The following is a 16,348-nucleotide window of genomic DNA, read 5'->3' on the forward strand; positions in this document are numbered from 1 at the left end:
AGTGAAAAACTCTTAGGGCAATTCCACGGCCACCGGCCCACGGGGACGGGAACAGCACAACAAGACTTTGCCCTCTGGCACAGGGTCCAGAGGCTCTTCAAAATAATCGACCTCGCCCGATACCAAGGTGCACATGCAGGTATTGCACAGGCCTGCACGGCAATTAAAGTCCGGGTTCAAGCCCGTTTCTTCAGCCAGATCCAGCAAGGAAGGACAATCCTCATGCCATTGGGCCTGACGACCGTCGGGCAAGAACGTCACGGTCTGCGTGGCATCTGCGGCGGTTTCATCAACTGCTGCAAGCGACTCGGGTTCTGATGCACTTGCAGTCGCACTGCCAAGCACGGCAGGCGCTGTCGCTGGCTGCTCTGGCTGAACAAGGCTGGCCGCAACATCACCAGCCAAGGTCTTTTCCAGCACCGTGGCCGGGCCAAAAAACTCGTAGTGAATGCGTTCGCGCGCCACCCCCAGACTACGCAGCACACCGTAATTACTCTGCATGAAGGCACCAGGCCCACACAGGTAAAACTCGTAATCATCCAGTGGCAGCCAACGCTGCAACTGCTCACGTGTAATCAGTCCCGCCACATGGTGCAAACCGGCTTGCTCATCATCTTCAGTCGGGTTGCGATAGCAGAAGTAAAGCTGCACGCCTTCGCGCTGCGCCACCAGCTCGCGCATCTCATCCGCAAAGGCATGCACCACGCTGTTATCACAGGCATGGATCACATACACCTTACGCTGACTGCGTTTAAGCAAACGATGCAGCATGGCCAGCAAAGGGGTCTGGCCCACGCCGCCGCTTAGCAGCACCACAGGCCGCTGGCTGCTCTCGTCCAGCACAAACTCACCCATCGGTCCGGCCGCGCTCAGCACATCGCCCGGCTGCACCTGTTGATGCAGATAGGAGGAGGCCAAGCCATCAGCCACGCTTAATCCTGCCGGGGCCTTCTCGTGTTTGACGGAAATGCGCAGACGCTCCGTGCAGTCGGGATCCCCCGACACGCTGTAATTGCGCAGCACGGTTTGCCCGTCAATCTCCAGACGGAACACCAGATACTGACCCGGCTGATAAGGCGGCATAACACCGTCCACCGGCTGCAGTACAAACGAAGTAATCACTTCGCTTTCGCGCTGCTTTTCCAGTACGCGATAGTCCCGGAAACGGCGGCTGGCCGTAGCCTCGGTGGACGCAGGTGATGCAGTCGTATTCATCACACTCAAGCCGTTGCGGTCTCGCTGGCGACGGCTTGCTCGGCCTGGATCATCTGGCTGATCTTGCGACGGAAGCGCAAGGGGCCGGAATCCAAGGGCAAGTCCAAAGCGGCAGGACGCTCTTTCAGGGCCTTATGCACTTCTTCCAGAACCACTTTGTCTTCCAGGAAAGCGTGGCGCACGTCTTCATTAAAGACCTTGGAGATGGCCTCATCATCCGGGCTGAAATTGCGCAGTTGGAACCAGAAGTAGCGGGTGTGTTCCTCGTCGATAGGCGTCAGGAAGTTATAGGAGTCCATCAGGAAAACGTCCTGGTGGTACTCGCTGGGTTCCTCGGTGGCGGCACCGGCGGGCAGGAAGATAGCCTTGATTACGGCCAGCGATGGGAAGCGCACTTCGTATTGCTGCTTACGGTCGCAATTGCCTTCAAATTTCACAAATTGCTTGTAAAACGGCGCAACTTCCACATTTTTAGACCAGCGCGAGACCGTCACGCCATTGTCTTCAACCTTGACGGTCAAGGGCAGGCCGATGATGTCGGGGCTGCCAAACGAGCTTTGGTGTACCCAGGACACGTGCGAGGGGTCCAGCAAATTGTCGGTGACGTACAGGTAATTGCAGTCCAGCTCCATGGCATCGCCACGGTTCACACCCCATTCGGCGTTGTCCCACTCGGGGATGTCGATCAGTTTGGACGGATCAGCCAGTTCAGGATCACCCATCCAGACCCAGACCAGGCCAAACCGCTCCGTACAGGGATAGCTGCGCACCACCGCACTTTTAGGGATTTGCGCCACACCGGGCGCCTTGGTACAGGAGCCGCTGCAATCAAATGTCAGGCCGTGGTAGCCACACTCCACCTGATCGCCAATCAAACGGCCTTTGGACAAAGGCAGGCGACGGTGCGGACAGGAATCTTCCAAAGCCACAGGCTGGCCGTCTTCGCGGCGATACAGCACCAGGTTTTCGCTAAGCATACGCACAGGCTGCAAGCTGCGACCGAGCTGCGTAGCCAATGCGCCTACATACCAGGCATTGCGTACAAACATGATTTACCCCCAACTCTGAATGCGGTGCATGATGGCGGAACGAGCCCACTCATGCTCTATTGTTTGTCATGATAGTCGCAATCAAATTCAGCCTACCATCCATATCGTTTAGAATTTCTAAAGTTAAATTACTTTTCTGGACGGGGTTTGACCATCATGGATACCTTGCCTCCCTTACGCGCGCTGCAAGTCTTTGAGACGCTGGGCCACAGCCAAAGCCTGCAAGAAGCCGCCCGTCGTCTGAAAATTACTCCCGGTGCCATCAGCCAGCAATTGCGCCTGCTGGAAGACACGCTGGGCTGTAGCCTGACCTACAAAGAAGGCAAACGCTTGCGGCTGACAGCGGCGGGGGTGCGCTTTCATGAAATCTGTACCCAGGCGTTTGAGCTGTTGCGCGACGGCCAGCAAGAAATGGAGCGTTCGCGCAACACCAGCCTGCTGTCCATCAGCGCTTTGCCGTCCATGCTTAAAACCTGGATGGCTCCACTGGCGTTTCAATGGCAGGAGCAGTACGACCCGGAGCTGACCCTGCACCTGAAAGGCAGCCATGCCGAGCCCGATCTGGAGGCCGAGCAAATCGACTTTCGGATTACCTACGGCCAGGCCGCCGCCCGCCCCCGCAGCTTTACCGAGCTTTATACAGACCGTGTCGTGCCCGCTTGCAGCCCGGCCCTGCTCCAAGGGCAAGCCGCCTTGCGGCATCCTCGTGATCTATTGAGCTATCCCTTGCTGTCCTCGGACTGGCAGCCACGCTTTACTTCACCGCCATCCTGGCGCGACTGGTTTGAGTCTCTGGATATAGACATAGGCGATACACCCCTGGATCGCTTCCGCGTGTTTTCCCTGTCGCATATGGCGCTGGAGTCTGCAGTGGCAGGTCAGGGTTTTGTATTGGCGCAATGCTCGATGATAGAAAAGGAAGTGCGCAGCGGGCAGTTGGTCCTGCCCTTCTCCCACTCCTTGCCCCTGCCCTGGCCCTATGTGCTGACTAGGCGAGCGGGTGCGTTTGAATCGCCCCATAGTCAGGACTTTCATCGTTACTTATTGAACCGGGCGCGGCAGCAGGAACAGATCAATCAGGAGTTGTTATTGCAAGCATGGACCTGAGCAATGTCGCAGTACGACGAAGCACGGCTGGATCAGACAAGTACGTATAAGCGCTTGTTACCACCCGATCAAAGCACCTGCAGACTACATTTCCAACACCCACAAAAAAGCGTGTTTACCGCCCCCGAAGGGGCCATAAACACGCTCTTTAATCCTGCCGGAAAGACTTCAGTGTCTTAGGCCACCACAGCAGCCAGCGACTCCGCGAAGTAATCCACGTTGGATTGGTTCAGGCCTGGCACGCTGATGCGGCCCGACTCCAGAATGTACACGCCGAAATCGTCACGCAATTTCTGGATCTGCTCTTTTGTCAGGCCGGTGTAGCAGAACATGCCTTGTTGTTTGACGAAGTAGCTGCTGTCGTACTGGGGAGCCAGTTCTTTCAGACGATCGTGCACACGCTTGCGCATGGCGGCGATACGCTGACGCATGGTTTCCACGTCTGCCGTCCACTCGGCCAGCAAGGACTCGTCGGACAAGATGGTGGCAATGGCCTGACCACCGTGCGATGGCGGGTTGGAGTAGATGCGACGCACCACAGCTTTGAGCTGACCCAGAACGCGGTCAGCTTCGTCCGCGCTCTGGCACACCACCGACAAGCCGCCGCAGCGCTCGGAGTAGTAGGAGAAGTTCTTGGAAAAGGAATTGGCCAGCAGGAAAGTCAGGCCTGCATCGACCATGGCGCGCACGGCGAAGGCATCTTCATCCAGGCTACGACCAAACCCCTGGTAAGCCATGTCCAGGAAAGGAATCAGCTTGCGCTGTTGCAGCACAGGAATCAGTTGCAGCCACTGCTCATCGCTCAGATCAGCCCCGGTGGGGTTATGACAGCAGGGGTGCAGCAGGACAATGCTGTGCTCGGGCAGGACGGAGATATCTTCCATCAGGCCGGTGAAATCCAGGCCGCGAGTGGCTGGATCGTAGTAACGGTAGGTGTGAGTAGGAATGCCCGATCCACGGAAAATGGAGTGGTGGTTATCCCAGGCTGGATCGCTGATCCACATTTCGCTATTGGGGTAGGCGTCGTGCAGGAAGTCGCCACCCACTTTCAAGGCACCCGAACCGCCCAGTGTCTGAATGGTCGCAACACGACCTTCTTGCAGCACTTTGCTGTCGGCACCAAAAACCAGTTTTTGCACGGCGCTGCGGTACGAAGCCAAGCCTTCGATAGGCAGGTAGCCACGTGGCTGGCCCTTGGCCGCCCATTGTTCTTCAGCCCGGCGAGCCACATCCAGCAAAGGCAGACGGCCTTGCTCGTCGTAATACAAACCAATGGTCAGGTTGACCTTGCGATCGCGCGGATCGGCGTGAAAGGCCTCGTTCAAACGAAAAATCGGATCGCCACCATAGGCCTGCAAATGCTCAAACATGCTTGTTCCTTGAAAAATTACGGTTGTGGGCCGCCCGGTCTGGTCGACGGTCTATTCAAATAACCATTGACCTTATACCTTGGGCCTACTTTAGCCAATATCCTGGGGATCTTTTTGCAGCACATGAGCACACGAGCGATGCGTGAATGCGTCATCAGACTTGTCCCCCCTTGGCGCGGCGCGGCACCTGTTCTTGTCTAGTCGGTGCAGGCGGTCAAACACCAGCGTCACCATGAAGTCTGTTCACAGTTCCAGTAAACCGGAGGTTCAAGAACGTGAACGCGGTGTACCAGCTTGTCTGCCTGGGCCTTGCCAGCAACGAATATACATGGCTTTCTGACGATACAGAACCGTGCACTTGCATTCATTCTGCTTTTGGTCCGCCCGTACTCCCCACGTGTCACCGCACTGTCATATGCAGATTCCGCTCAAGACCGTTAACATGGGACTTTCACCGTTTCATCAGGAGTCCGCCGTGTCCGTATCGCCGCTGCCCAGTTCCGTATCCTGCCCTTTAGAAGGGGCCAGCAACTTCCGTGATATTGGCGGCTATGCCACAGACTCCGGCTCCTTTCGTAAAGGTCGCGTCTACCGTTCGGACCATTTGGCGGATTTAAGCAGCCATGATCTGGACACTCTGCAAGAGCTGGGCATCGCCCGTTCCCTGGACTTTCGCGGAGCACACGAGCGCAAACGCTCGCCTTATCAGTACAGCTTTCTGACCAGCCACGCGCTGACCGTCGAGCCTACCGTCCTGCCGGATTTTATGGACATGCTGGCTAAAGGCCAGGTGGATGTAGAAGCGGCACACGGCACCATGAACAAGACCTACACCGAGTTCGTGACCGGCCATGCCGCCACTTTCGGACAAGTCTTTGATCAACTACTGCAAGCCGATACGCCGGTGGTCATGCACTGCACTGCGGGCAAAGACCGCACCGGCTTTGCCGTCGCCTTGCTGCACCGCGCCGCTGGCGTGCACCCTGACGATGTCATGCACGACTATCTGCTGACCAATCAATTCTTCCGCCGCCCCAATCTGCCCGATAACCGTGGCATCAGCGACGAAGTGCTGGATATCCTCTGGGGCGTCAAGCCCGAGTTTCTGGAAACCGCCTTCAAGACGATTGATGAAACGTACGGCAATCTGGAGAACTTCTTTCAGAACGCCTTGAAGCTCAGCCCCGCCCGACGCGAGGCCTTGCTGGAACGCTACACCGCCTAAACCACGCCTACGGAGGTCGCTGGCAACTCCCAGTGACCTTCCAGGCTCAAGGCCGGTCCCATCACATTGCGCCAGGTCGGCAAATCATGCATTTGCGTGAACAAAGGCATGCAATAGCGCGGCTGCACCATATCCACCAGCCAACGCAAATCTGTCAGACGCGGGTGCACATTCCAGCACAAGGTATGCGTGCCACGGGGCGCATGGGGGGCCACATAGCCGGTGTGAATCAACAAGCGCTCGCTGGACTCGGCATTGCGGTCCGCAGCCCGCGCCTGATGCTCCCGAATCAACTCCCCTGCCTTGCCCTGACAACCGTCCGGCTCACCCGCCAGCAGCAGGTGCGCTTGCGGATCAAACGTAGCGGCACGCGGCATCAGTTCACGCAAGGATTGCTGCACACCCGGCAACAACAAATCACTGCTTTGGCTGATCATGCGGGTCAGGTTTTCGTAGCAGGACGCGTCCATGCTCCAATCCTCAAAACCTTGCTGCTGACGCCACAAGGCAATCTCTATCGCCCGACCTGAAGGCGGCACGGGCAACAAGGCCGGCTGAGACTCCAGCAAGGACTCCAGAATGCTCCAGGCCACGTGATGGGACTGGTCGTACAAACCGTAAGACGCATCCAGCAAAGCCAGGTAGGCAGGGGGTGGCAAATCAAAGGGGAACAGCAAGGATTCGCAGGAAAAATCCCCGCTATAAAACAGCCCGCCGCCCACATCCAGATGCAACCAGACACCACCCAAGGCATGGCCGGACAAGCCGGTACGCACGGCAATATCGCCAATGTAAGTCGTGCCGCGGGTTGGGAGCTCCCGCCAGATCCGCCCCGCAGGCAAGCTGCGCGCCGTCGAGGCCGTGGCATAAACAGGAATATGTTCAGGCAGCTTGGATAAGGAGCCAATATGATCCTGATGATCGTGCGTCACCAGAATGGCATCCACCTCCAGCCCTTCATACCAATCACACACCTGCCCAGGGTACAAAGGCCCGCCCGCATCCAGCAGCAATCGCAAGCCACAAGCCTGCACGAGAATGGCGGCTGGCGCTTTGCCTCCATAGCCGCTTAACACCGTCACCAGGGTCTGGTTCATGCTCCGTCCCCCACAAGGCATTCAGGCCAATACATCACCAAGCCACACCCGGCATCCTGCTTTGCAGCACGGCGCAACACCGGGCACAAAAGCAAAGCATCAATAAGCGCAATGGGCCGCAGCTCACGCTGCCGGACAGAAGAAGGCATCAACTTAAAGAACCAGAGTCACCGAAGTGCCCTGCCTTAAAAAGACTACGACAGGCTCAGGTTAAACAAGTGTTCTTTCAGCCCTGTTACAGTTTTATGGCAGTTCGATGGCAGTGAGCTGCCCCGTGCAAAACAGGCAAAACAAAAAAAGAGCGCCAACCTCAGCGCTCCTGAAAAGGGGGGACTACAAACAGGAACTCAGATAATCAAAGGCGTCAAAAATACGGCCAGAATCACTGCCGTCACCAAGCGCATCACGATGCCCAGAACAGCCGCCATCATGACTTCTTTTTCATTCAGATCCGAGCACTCGGCCCAGACCACCGGAATCTGTCCAAATACAGCTGACAGTGGCAATCCCGACGAGGCCAGGACGAAGGAACCCACCACCAACGAGGGATCCAATGTTGAAGCCATCGCCTGCAACTTACCCATCGCCAAAGTCGGGCTGACCAGCATCGCCAGCACGCCTGTTTCGGGATGAATATTCAGCGCCAGCAAACCGCGCTCCAGCACATCGCTGACAGGTGCCCAAATACCCATGTGTTCAAGCAAGCCAATGACACAGAACACCAAAGCCACGGCTGGAATCAGAATCAGCAGCAACAACTCCACCCCTTCGCGGGCGGCCTTGAACAGCATGGGTGCAAAATCAATATTCGGTGTGAAACGAGGCGCTGCCAGCAAATCCACCGAGCGAACATTGCGGTAGACCAGCCGTGACAGCAATAAGGGGGACAGCAACAAGGGGCCGAAGATCGCAATCAGCACCACGGCAAAGACATTCACCCCGGCAAAGGTCAAGGCCATCATGCCCAGCATGAAGGTCGAGAACGATTGCTGTGACTGCACCATCGTGGCCACCGCAATTTTCTGCTCGTCCTTGGTAGCTCCTGCCTGGCGCAGCAAGGGGCCTGAAATACGGCCAGCCGCGTTGATATCACCAAAAATGTTGTACACGCTGGGAATGATGACGGCCGGATTGATTCCAATGGCCCGCATCGCTGGCATAAAGACCCGCATCATGGCGTCAGTAAAACCCAAACGCTCCAGCAAGCGTCCAATGATGACGCTGATAATGACAGCCACCCCAACCTGCCCGGTCAAAAATACATCCACCACCACGGGCTTGACCTTGTTGAGCACCGTATCAAACGCGCCCGACAAGGTCGCGGGAAAGAAAAACAGCGTCAGCATGGCCACGGCCAGCAAGCTCAGGCCTACCGCCTCGATACGTTCCAAGGGGCGGCGGCCCGCAGGCGGTGAATGCACTACCTTATCGATTTCTATTGTTTTGTTATCCATGTCTCTCTCCGTTCAGGAAGCTGGACTTACTGGAAGCTCAACACATTCTTGCCCATCAAATGGGCAGTCGAAAAATGCTGGGCGTATTCACGCAGGCGGGCCCCACCCACTTGATGCACAGGTGTCGATGTCACCCGGTCGCGGAACATCACCACCTCGACACCATCGAGCAAAGCGCTCAGGGCATACGCCAAGGGCAACCCATTTTCCAGAATTTCCAGTACATGACTGTTGCCCACCAGGAAATTCAGGCCTAGTTCACGCGCGCATTCGATAAGCGCATGGCCGTCGTAGACCCGGCTGATGGAAGCCAGCACCGTGTCAACGCCCGGGTTCTCGGCCACCGCCTGACGCAGATGGTCGGGGCTGAAACCGGTATGCGGAAAAATGTGCAAAATACGACCGACTCGACTACTACGCTCGCCCAGCCGAATGGCTCCCCGCGTCAGAGTACTGGTCTCCAGAATGTTTTCATTGCCCTTGATACGGCGTTCAGCCTGCAAGACCTGATCCTCCAGATCCAAGCCCATGAAACCGTCAAGCCGATCCAGCATATCGCCCAAGGTGTTCACCCCTTCCAGGGGCTCGCCCACGAACATCACATTGCCATGAATGCCTCCATAAGCGATATCGCTTTTGCCCACTTTGTGGCCATGCAGATACGCAATACCCGGATGCAAACCATGAAACGCTTCGTGGCACTCCAGCGCAGCGATGCCATACAAGTCCAGATAATCCTTCAGGGTCACGCCCCCGCAACTAGCAGCGTCAGCGATCGGATGATGCGCAACAATGGCATCCACCCCGGTTGCGCCGGCCAGCTCAATGCTCAGCTCGGACATGGTCATGCACACCGCCACCTTGCGCACTTCCTTGTTGGGATCCCCATGAATCAGCCCCGGGATCTCCAGTACTTCCTTGCCGTAAATTCCAGAGGACTTCCAGATCACGAAGGGATGATGGCCGCATTTGACCTCATCCATACAGGACACCATGCGTCCCCCCGTAATTACGTTCAATGCATCCAGCAAATCGGCTACATAGGCCATGATTTTGTCTCCAAATAAAAAGCCGGCCTCGGGCCCTGGGAGTTCCCAGGGCCCGAGGCCGGCGGTATGCGAGCACTTCCTGTCGGCAACTTCCCCAAGCGGACCGGTCAGGGTCTGGGCTCGGTTCCAGAGCACACTGCCCACAAGGCAATCCACTCCGGACGGAAGGACAACAAGACTGTCTACCAGTCAGCTTCTTTTTATCGATTCGGAATTCAGGACATCGGCTCTCACCAATGTCACTGCATTCACACTCCTTTGTGCAACAACACCATGGTGGAAGACAACTGCGCCGTCGCGTCGTAATCCTTGAAAATGGCCACGACGTCCAGGCCATACTCTTCCACCAAAACCTGCTTCATCTCTTTTTTGAACGCCTTGATCAGATACAGATCTGCCAAATCAGCGATATGCGCGTTTTCACGGCTCAGCGTCTGCAGGGCAGGCTGTCGTTTGTGAACGGCCAGCATGCTGATCCTGTCCTCGAGCACATCAATCTTTAGCGTCACCACACCTGAGGCAAAAATACTGCTGTTAATGCGGTTGTAGTCCCGGGTCAGTGCCTGCTTGAGTTCGCCTATAGAAGAAAAGCCTGCCATCACCATTGCCTACCCCCAACATCTTTGAATTATTGTCGTTTATCCGTGTTCAGCGACCGTCTCCTGTGCCATCTTGCTTTGCTGATAACGGCGATACGCCAGACCAGCAACAGCAATATCTTCAATCGCCACACCCACTGATTTATACACGCAAATCCCCTGTGCGTCGTAGCCTTCTCCACGGTCCAATTGCAACCAATCGCTTAGTTCGCACAGCTTGTTGTGGATGGCGCAATCAGGTGCAGCCAGAATCAGGTCTCCGGCCTCGGCCAGCGTCTGCTCACCCCACTCCACCACAATCTTGCCAGCCCGCTCCAGGCAGGCATCATCCAGTTCCCGCGCTGTCGGCAAGCTGGAGCCGACAGCGGCGACAAAGCAACCCGGCTTCAGGCTGCGTCCATCAAACAAGGGAGTGCGACTGCGACTGGCTGTGACCAGAATATCTGCCTGTGCGGCGATCTCTTCTGCTCGGGCAGCTCGCACAGGCACGCCGCATTCCAGCTCCAGTTGATGGCAGCGCTTCTCATCGACACTCGGGCTCCAGACCAGCACGCGATGTAAATCAAAGGCCTGGCAAAACTGCACGGCATGCGCCATCCCCTGAGCTCCCAAACCCAACACGCCCAAGGTTTGAGAGCGGGGATTGGCGCCACGCTGCGCCGCCAGGACCGAGCACGCCGCAGTACGCCACTGCGTAATCGCCCCGGCATCCAAAGTGGCGAGCGCCTGACCGCTAAGCGCATCAAACAGCACGATGACAAAATTGAATGCGCCGTGCACGGTCGTATAAATCTTGGCGCCAGCCACTTGCTGGCCTGGAATGACCGCGCCCAAGGTCGACAAGCGGGTATCCCCCACCTGCGTGCGCACACGACGCTGCTGAGCCGCCTGGCCCTGCCCAAACTCGATGAAAGCCTGCTCCAGCACCTCCTGTACCGCAGGCGCATCAAGCAGCTCGTGTAGTTGCTGATCGGTCAAATGCAGCATGGGCCGCTCCTCTTACCAACTAACCGTAACGTCACCACGAACAAAGGTCTGGCACGCCATGCGAAACCCGTCTGCCAGATCCTGTTCGGACAAATGCTTGTGTTCCTTGGCCTTGACCTCATCCGTATTGTCCAAGCCCTCGGTAATGCGGCATTTGCATGTCCCGCAGATACCGCCTCCGCACTTGAACGGAATGCCACCCCGCTCCCGAATCGATACCCGCAACAAATTGCTGTTTTCAGCGGCGGACACAACCAAATCATTGTTCGATGCAAATGTAATCTGAACCATATTCTGCTACCTCAGGATTGCTGCTGTACCGGGGCCTGGGCCCCAGCCTTGTGACCGACGACCTCACACTGACGCAACTCGGCCTGTATGCTGCCAAACTGTGTCAATCCGGCCAGCTCTTCATAAGCCTGCTCGGCTGTCGCAAACTTTTCCATTTGCCGGGTAGGAATGTCATTGATCGTGCCGTTTGGCGTCTCTTCCACAATGCGAACGCGCGACCCTTCCTGAATGCGTGCAATGGCAAACACCGCTTTGAAACGTCCCTGAAAATGGTATTCATACGCTGCCACCATTTCCACGCCCACTCCCGGCTCCGTGCGGTATTCTCCCGGCTTGCTCGTCAGCACCACATACATCACTGCACCTCCTGTGTTTCTGCCTGCTCCAGAACGATGTCCTGGTTAATCCACAGCTGGCACGCCAGCCGCCAGCCCTGATCCAGTCGCTCGCCCAACTGCTTTTTCTCTTTCCAGTTGGCGGCAGGCAGATGCTCGGCCCCCTCCAGCACACGACACGCACATTTGGCGCACTTGCCCATGCCGCAACCGTAGGTCAAATGAGGAAAGGGGAATTGCTTGATGCCCGCCCTGACCACCAAATTCGTGTTCTCCTGCACTTCGCCCACATGAGTCTGGCCGTTTTTATGAAAAGTAATGGTTGGCATAAGACCTCCTGCTTGCTGCCAATGATGCGACCGGATTGCGAGCCCTGACCGCCTGAAAAAACCAAGAACGGTATACCAAGTCAAAAAATGCGCTTTCCCCGCAACAGATTTCCTTGGTTTTAGACACAGTTTTCCGTCAATTTGAGTAGAAACCCCTATTGCGGTATACTTAATTCAATTCAAACCCTAAACGAGATTGCCATGAAAACCCCCGTCGAACTTCGCTATTTGCAGCGTCCTGTCGGCGAGCAGTTGCTGCCTCATTTGGCTCAGCGCAAGCATCTGCGCCGTCGTATTCCACTCATCAATCTGCCCTCGCTCACTGAGCTGTTTGGCAGCCGAAAAAAGTGCGACCCTGAAGCGGCCCAGGATCAGCTCCCGCACAGTGCCTAGGCAAGAGAAGGCTCTGCCGAGCTGGTATCGGACTGAAAGTTGAAGGCATCGGCATACATGAACTGCTCATTGGCGCCATGCTCCTTGAACAGACCACGGGCCTGCTCAATCATCACGGGCGAGCCGCACAAGTAAATGGCATGCTCTGACAGGTCAGGTTCATCTCGACACACCTGTTGCTGCACATAGCCGCGCGCGCCTTGCCAACTCTCGTCAGCATGAGAGAGCACAGGGACGAAACGGAACTCGCACAAGCGGTCCGCCCAAGATTCGATTTCCTGGGCCAGATACAAATCCTCGGGTCGGTTCATCCCCCAATACAGGCTGACAGGCGGGCAATCGTCCTTGTCCAGCAAGGACTCCAGAATCGCCTTGATCGGTGCAATGCCCGTACCAGTGGCCACCATGACCATGGGCCTCCAGTCTCGCTCGCGCCAATAGAACACGCCCAAGGGCAGCTCCAGCAGCAGCTCGTCTCCGGCTTTCAGCGTCGGCAGACATGCCTGGGTGAAACGGCCGCCTTCCACTTCCCGCACATGCAGTTCAATACGACCCTGTGCGGCATCGGCATTGGCCATGGAAAAACTGCGTGCACGCCCGTCCTCGAACAGGATGTTCAGATACTGACCAGGACGAAACTGCACTGGCACGTCCTGGGGCAACTGCAAGGTCAAGCGCCAGATGCCCTGACACGCCCGCTCCACGCTATGAACCTGTGTCCTGACTTGCTGCGCTTCAGGCAACTCGTCACGATGAGCGGCCAGACTGATTTCAATATCGGCATCCAGTCGAGCCTGGCAGGCGGCGGCATGGCCCTGCTCGTGTTCTTCATCAGCAATGCTCATGGGCAGGCAGTCATCCTCATAACAAACCTTCCCGCGAGTGACCTGAATACGGCAGGTACCGCAACCGCCAAACTCACAGTCGCTATAAATGCGCACGCCTTGGCGCTGGGCGGCCTGCAAGATGGTCTCTTGCGGTTCTACCCAGAACTGCTCGCCGGTTTCCTTGATGTCGACACGATGGGCCATGACCCGTCCTCCTGATGCCACTATTTCTTGATGTCCGCCTGAACCAGCACGTCCAGACCCTCTGCCTTCAAGGCCTCGGCCAAGGCCTGCAAGCCGGCCACACCGGCTGCCGTGTCCTGCTCGCCGTTACCGCCACTCAGGCCTATACCACCAATGACCTCGCCATTGACCACAATGGGATAGCCGCCCACAAAGGCCGCAAAACGTCCTTCAAAGCTCAACTGAATCCCGAAGGCCTCATTACCCGGCAAGGCGGGACCATTGGGCGGCGTGGTGAACAAATGGGTGGAGCGCTTGTGGCCGGCAGCGGTAAACGCCTTGTTCCAGGCAATCTGGGCGCCGGTAATACGAGCCCCGTCCATGCGCTCCATGACGATGGGATAACCCCCTTCGTCAACCACACAAACGGTCTCCAGCACGCCAATCTCTTTGGATTTGGCAATCGCCGCGTCCACCATCAAGCGCGCTTCGCGCTGTTCGAGACGTAGGATTTTTTTCATAAGTCTTCTCAGTATTTCGGGTTAATAAAATTCAGATACCGCGATACACGGTCTTGATCTGGGTATAGAACTCCAGGCCCGCCCGACCCGACTCACGGAAGGTGGAGGTGCTGGACTGTTTCAGTCCACCAAAAGGAGCATTGATCAAGTTGCCGGTTGTCGTGCGATTGATCTTGACCGTCCCGGCCTCAATGTCATTGGCAAAGCGATGCGCATATTCAGCACTGCGCGTCACAATGGCGGCAGACAAGCCGTATTCGGTGTCATTGGCCATGGCCAGTGCCTGCTCGTAGGAATCGATTTCCAGCAAGACAATCACCGGGCCAAAAATCTCTTCGCGGGCAATACGCATCTGCTGGGTCACGTCCGTAAACAAAGCCGGGCGCATGAACAGGCCGCGTGCGTAGTCACCGTCAGTCAAGCGTTCACCGCCCAGTAAATGGGTGGCTTCCTGCTTGCCGATGGCCACATATTCCAGAATGCTTTCCAGTTGGCTTTCGGTGGCGATCGGGCCCAGATCGGGGTTGCCATTCAAACCATTACCCACGGTCAAAGCGCTGACTTTCTCTACCAGGCGCCGTGTGAATTCTTCTTTGACCTGACGATGCACCAGCACACGGCTGGTTCCCGTGCAGGCCTGACCGCTCAAGGAAAATCCGCCTTGAACCACCAGTTTGACGGCCAGATCCAGGTCGGCGTCTTCCATGACAATCAAGGGGTTTTTTCCGCCCAGCTCCATTTGGGTCCGAGTGCTCATGCGTGCCTGACGACAAATGTTTTCACCCGCCTGGGTCGAGCCAGTAAACGAAATGGCGCGTATCTGAGGGGATTGCACCAGCGTGGCCCCCACTTCACTGGCCCTGCCATGCACCAGGTTCAGCACACCCGCCGGGACCCCTGCTTGTGCAAAGGCTTCGCACAGGTAGTAGCCGGTCAAGGGCGTGTCAGACGACGGCTTGAAAACAACGGTATTGCCGGTGATCAAGGCGGGGGCAATTTTGCGTGCCGGGATGGAGATGGGGAAATTCCAGGGCGCAATCACGGATACCACACCCAAAGGTTCACGCTGGGTATAGACCAGTTGCTGTGCATCGTCCTGAGGGAATGTTTCGCCGGTATAGGTCTGGCCTTCAACCGCATAAAAACGCAGGGTCTGGGCCGAGCGCCCAACTTCCATCTTGCTTTGCGCCAGCGTTTTGCCCTCTTCCCGCGTCAGACCCTGAGCGATACGGTCCACATTGGCATCAAGCCAGGCTGCTGCTGCATTCAGCACACGGGCCCGAGTAGAGATAGGCGTTGCTCGCCATCCCGCAAAGGCGGCCTGAGCAGCAGCAACGGCGGCCTGCGCGTCCTCAGCCGTGGACAGAGGGAAAGCTCCCACCACATCGTCCCGATCGGCCGGATTCAGATTAGGCGTCGTGCGCCCGCTCTGGCTGGGCAGCCACTGCCCATCAATGTAATTGTCGAAAACGACGTCCTTGAGATTGTCCACCGCTGTACTTCCTTGTTTCTAGGTCGGCGGGCAGCCCATCTGCCCGCTCGGCTTTCTGGCTCAGGCTGCTTCCAGCTGCAGTTCTTGCAGACTGATCTCGTCTTTGACGTAATCGTTGTACAGGGAGGTGGTATACAGTAGACGCATCTCGGCACCAATTTCGCAGATACGCAAGCAACGCTGCTGCAGTTCCACAGTGTTCGCATGCTCAAGCACGATCTGGTAGCCACGCTCGCCGTGGATTTCGTCCGACACAATGTGCAGGTCGAAAAACTCCACTTCTTCGTCCGTGAAGCCGTATTTTTCGCGCAAGGTTGGGGTCTGCTTGCGGTAGATCGAGGGCACTTGGGACTCCAGGCCAACCACCAGCCCCGCCACCGCAACAACCGGATCTTCGCGCATGGCAATGGCGTAACACCAGGCCTGCAAGGCTCGGGTGGTGGCATTCATGTTGTCGGGGTCTTCAATACGTGCCCGTGTCGTGCCGCAAGCTTCGCCAAAGCGGATCAGCAGATCTGTGTGTCGGTCACCGCCAATTTCCTCTTCGTACATATTGGCCAGCAAAAAGTCTTTGGCTTCCACGTACTCGGCGGGAGTGCGGGCATACAGATAACCCAGGTAATCGGCAAAAGGGCCGACATAGTGATAGTGGTTTTCAGCCCAGCGAGCCAGATGCTCACGGCTTAACTTGCCGCTGGCCCAGGCAATACTGAAAGGGGAAGTATTGGCACTTTTCCCTTTAATGGCGGTTTCCAGTGCGGTGCGAAATTCATCGCGATTCAGCAGTTTTTCCATGACTGTTTCCTTGTTGAAAGACGTCGCCTT

18 protein-coding genes are annotated in these 16,348 nt (G+C 56.8%); 3 read left to right on the forward strand and 15 right to left on the reverse strand.

Annotation, left to right across the window (positions count from 1 at the left end):
• Nucleotides 1–12: 12 nt before the first annotated feature.
• The gene (locus DUD43_RS18215; protein WP_153231397.1) at nucleotides 13–1,215 is read right to left on the reverse strand and encodes an FAD-binding oxidoreductase; all 1,203 of its coding nucleotides are present in this window, start codon (nucleotides 1,213–1,215) and stop codon (nucleotides 13–15) included.
• A 5-nt stretch (nucleotides 1,216–1,220) separates the two neighbouring features.
• Nucleotides 1,221–2,264: an aromatic ring-hydroxylating dioxygenase subunit alpha gene (locus DUD43_RS18220; protein ID WP_153231398.1), complete on the reverse strand. Its 1,044-nt coding sequence runs from the start codon at nucleotides 2,262–2,264 to the stop codon at nucleotides 1,221–1,223.
• Nucleotides 2,265–2,420: 156 nt separating this feature from the next.
• Here DUD43_RS18220 and DUD43_RS18225 point away from each other — a divergent pair, with 156 nt between their 5' ends.
• Nucleotides 2,421–3,371, forward strand: coding sequence for a LysR substrate-binding domain-containing protein (locus DUD43_RS18225; RefSeq protein WP_153231399.1), 951 nt, complete (start codon nucleotides 2,421–2,423; stop codon nucleotides 3,369–3,371).
• A 176-nt stretch (nucleotides 3,372–3,547) separates the two neighbouring features.
• Here DUD43_RS18225 and DUD43_RS18230 read toward each other — a convergent pair whose 3' ends face one another.
• Nucleotides 3,548–4,741 carry an aromatic amino acid transaminase gene (locus DUD43_RS18230; RefSeq protein WP_153231400.1) on the reverse strand — a complete coding sequence of 398 codons (1,194 nt, stop codon included), beginning with the start codon at nucleotides 4,739–4,741 and terminating at the stop codon, nucleotides 3,548–3,550.
• Nucleotides 4,742–5,216: 475 nt separating this feature from the next.
• Between DUD43_RS18230 and DUD43_RS18235 the strand changes: the two genes are divergently transcribed.
• Nucleotides 5,217–5,966, forward strand: coding sequence for a tyrosine-protein phosphatase (locus DUD43_RS18235; RefSeq protein WP_153231401.1), 750 nt, complete (start codon nucleotides 5,217–5,219; stop codon nucleotides 5,964–5,966).
• On the opposite strand, the gene DUD43_RS18240 is transcribed toward DUD43_RS18235, so the two are convergent.
• The 8 genes from DUD43_RS18240 to DUD43_RS18275 all read right to left on the reverse strand — a co-directional run bounded on the left by DUD43_RS18240 (nucleotide 5,963) and on the right by DUD43_RS18275 (nucleotide 12,107).
• Nucleotides 5,963–7,063: an MBL fold metallo-hydrolase gene (locus DUD43_RS18240; protein WP_153231402.1), complete on the reverse strand. Its 1,101-nt coding sequence runs from the start codon at nucleotides 7,061–7,063 to the stop codon at nucleotides 5,963–5,965. The genes DUD43_RS18235 and DUD43_RS18240 overlap by 4 nt on opposite strands.
• 347 nt (nucleotides 7,064–7,410) lie before the next feature.
• Entirely contained in the window at nucleotides 7,411–8,517 is a 1,107-nt protein-coding gene (locus tag DUD43_RS18245; RefSeq protein ID WP_153231403.1) for a hypothetical protein, read from the reverse strand.
• Nucleotides 8,518–8,543: 26 nt separating this feature from the next.
• A complete protein-coding gene (locus tag DUD43_RS18250) occupies nucleotides 8,544–9,566 on the reverse strand; it encodes a Nif3-like dinuclear metal center hexameric protein (RefSeq protein ID WP_153231404.1) in 1,023 nt (340 codons plus the stop codon).
• 248 nt (nucleotides 9,567–9,814) lie between these two features.
• Nucleotides 9,815–10,165: a Na-translocating system protein MpsC family protein gene (locus tag DUD43_RS18255; RefSeq protein WP_042485420.1), complete on the reverse strand. Its 351-nt coding sequence runs from the start codon at nucleotides 10,163–10,165 to the stop codon at nucleotides 9,815–9,817.
• 39 nt (nucleotides 10,166–10,204) lie between these two features.
• Complete coding sequence (locus DUD43_RS18260; protein ID WP_153231405.1) at nucleotides 10,205–11,152, reverse strand: ornithine cyclodeaminase family protein; 948 nt, start codon at nucleotides 11,150–11,152, stop codon at nucleotides 10,205–10,207.
• Between the two features lie 12 nt (nucleotides 11,153–11,164).
• Entirely contained in the window at nucleotides 11,165–11,443 is a 279-nt protein-coding gene (locus DUD43_RS18265; RefSeq protein WP_045929391.1) for a 2Fe-2S iron-sulfur cluster-binding protein, read from the reverse strand.
• A gap of 11 nt (nucleotides 11,444–11,454) precedes the next feature.
• Nucleotides 11,455–11,799 (reverse strand): hypothetical protein, encoded by a 345-nt coding sequence (locus DUD43_RS18270; protein ID WP_045929390.1) that lies wholly within the window; start codon nucleotides 11,797–11,799, stop codon nucleotides 11,455–11,457.
• Complete coding sequence (locus DUD43_RS18275) at nucleotides 11,799–12,107, reverse strand: 2Fe-2S iron-sulfur cluster-binding protein (RefSeq protein ID WP_042485411.1); 309 nt, start codon at nucleotides 12,105–12,107, stop codon at nucleotides 11,799–11,801. The genes DUD43_RS18270 and DUD43_RS18275 overlap by 1 nt, the downstream gene beginning before the upstream one ends.
• 201 nt (nucleotides 12,108–12,308) lie before the next feature.
• On the opposite strand from DUD43_RS18275, the gene DUD43_RS18280 reads away from it, so the two are divergent.
• Nucleotides 12,309–12,500 (forward strand): hypothetical protein, encoded by a 192-nt coding sequence (locus tag DUD43_RS18280; RefSeq protein ID WP_060185513.1) that lies wholly within the window; start codon nucleotides 12,309–12,311, stop codon nucleotides 12,498–12,500.
• Here DUD43_RS18280 and DUD43_RS18285 read toward each other — a convergent pair.
• Genes DUD43_RS18285 through DUD43_RS18300 form a run of 4 tightly spaced genes read right to left on the reverse strand, consistent with a single transcriptional unit; the run spans nucleotide 12,497 to nucleotide 16,318 of the window.
• Nucleotides 12,497–13,531 (reverse strand): 2Fe-2S iron-sulfur cluster-binding protein, encoded by a 1,035-nt coding sequence (locus tag DUD43_RS18285; protein ID WP_153231406.1) that lies wholly within the window; start codon nucleotides 13,529–13,531, stop codon nucleotides 12,497–12,499. The genes DUD43_RS18280 and DUD43_RS18285 overlap by 4 nt on opposite strands.
• A gap of 20 nt (nucleotides 13,532–13,551) precedes the next feature.
• Nucleotides 13,552–14,031: a GlcG/HbpS family heme-binding protein gene (locus tag DUD43_RS18290; protein WP_022983673.1), complete on the reverse strand. Its 480-nt coding sequence runs from the start codon at nucleotides 14,029–14,031 to the stop codon at nucleotides 13,552–13,554.
• 31 nt (nucleotides 14,032–14,062) lie between these two features.
• Nucleotides 14,063–15,523, reverse strand: a complete 1,461-nt coding sequence (locus DUD43_RS18295; RefSeq protein WP_153231407.1) for an aldehyde dehydrogenase family protein — start codon at nucleotides 15,521–15,523, stop codon at nucleotides 14,063–14,065.
• A 60-nt stretch (nucleotides 15,524–15,583) separates the two neighbouring features.
• Nucleotides 15,584–16,318: a TenA family transcriptional regulator gene (locus DUD43_RS18300; protein ID WP_022983674.1), complete on the reverse strand. Its 735-nt coding sequence runs from the start codon at nucleotides 16,316–16,318 to the stop codon at nucleotides 15,584–15,586.
• Between the last annotated feature and the right edge of the window lie 30 nt (nucleotides 16,319–16,348).

Origin of the sequence: Alcaligenes faecalis (assembly GCF_009497775.1) — a bacterium.
Classification (GTDB): Bacteria; Pseudomonadota; Gammaproteobacteria; order Burkholderiales; family Burkholderiaceae_B; genus Alcaligenes; species Alcaligenes faecalis_D.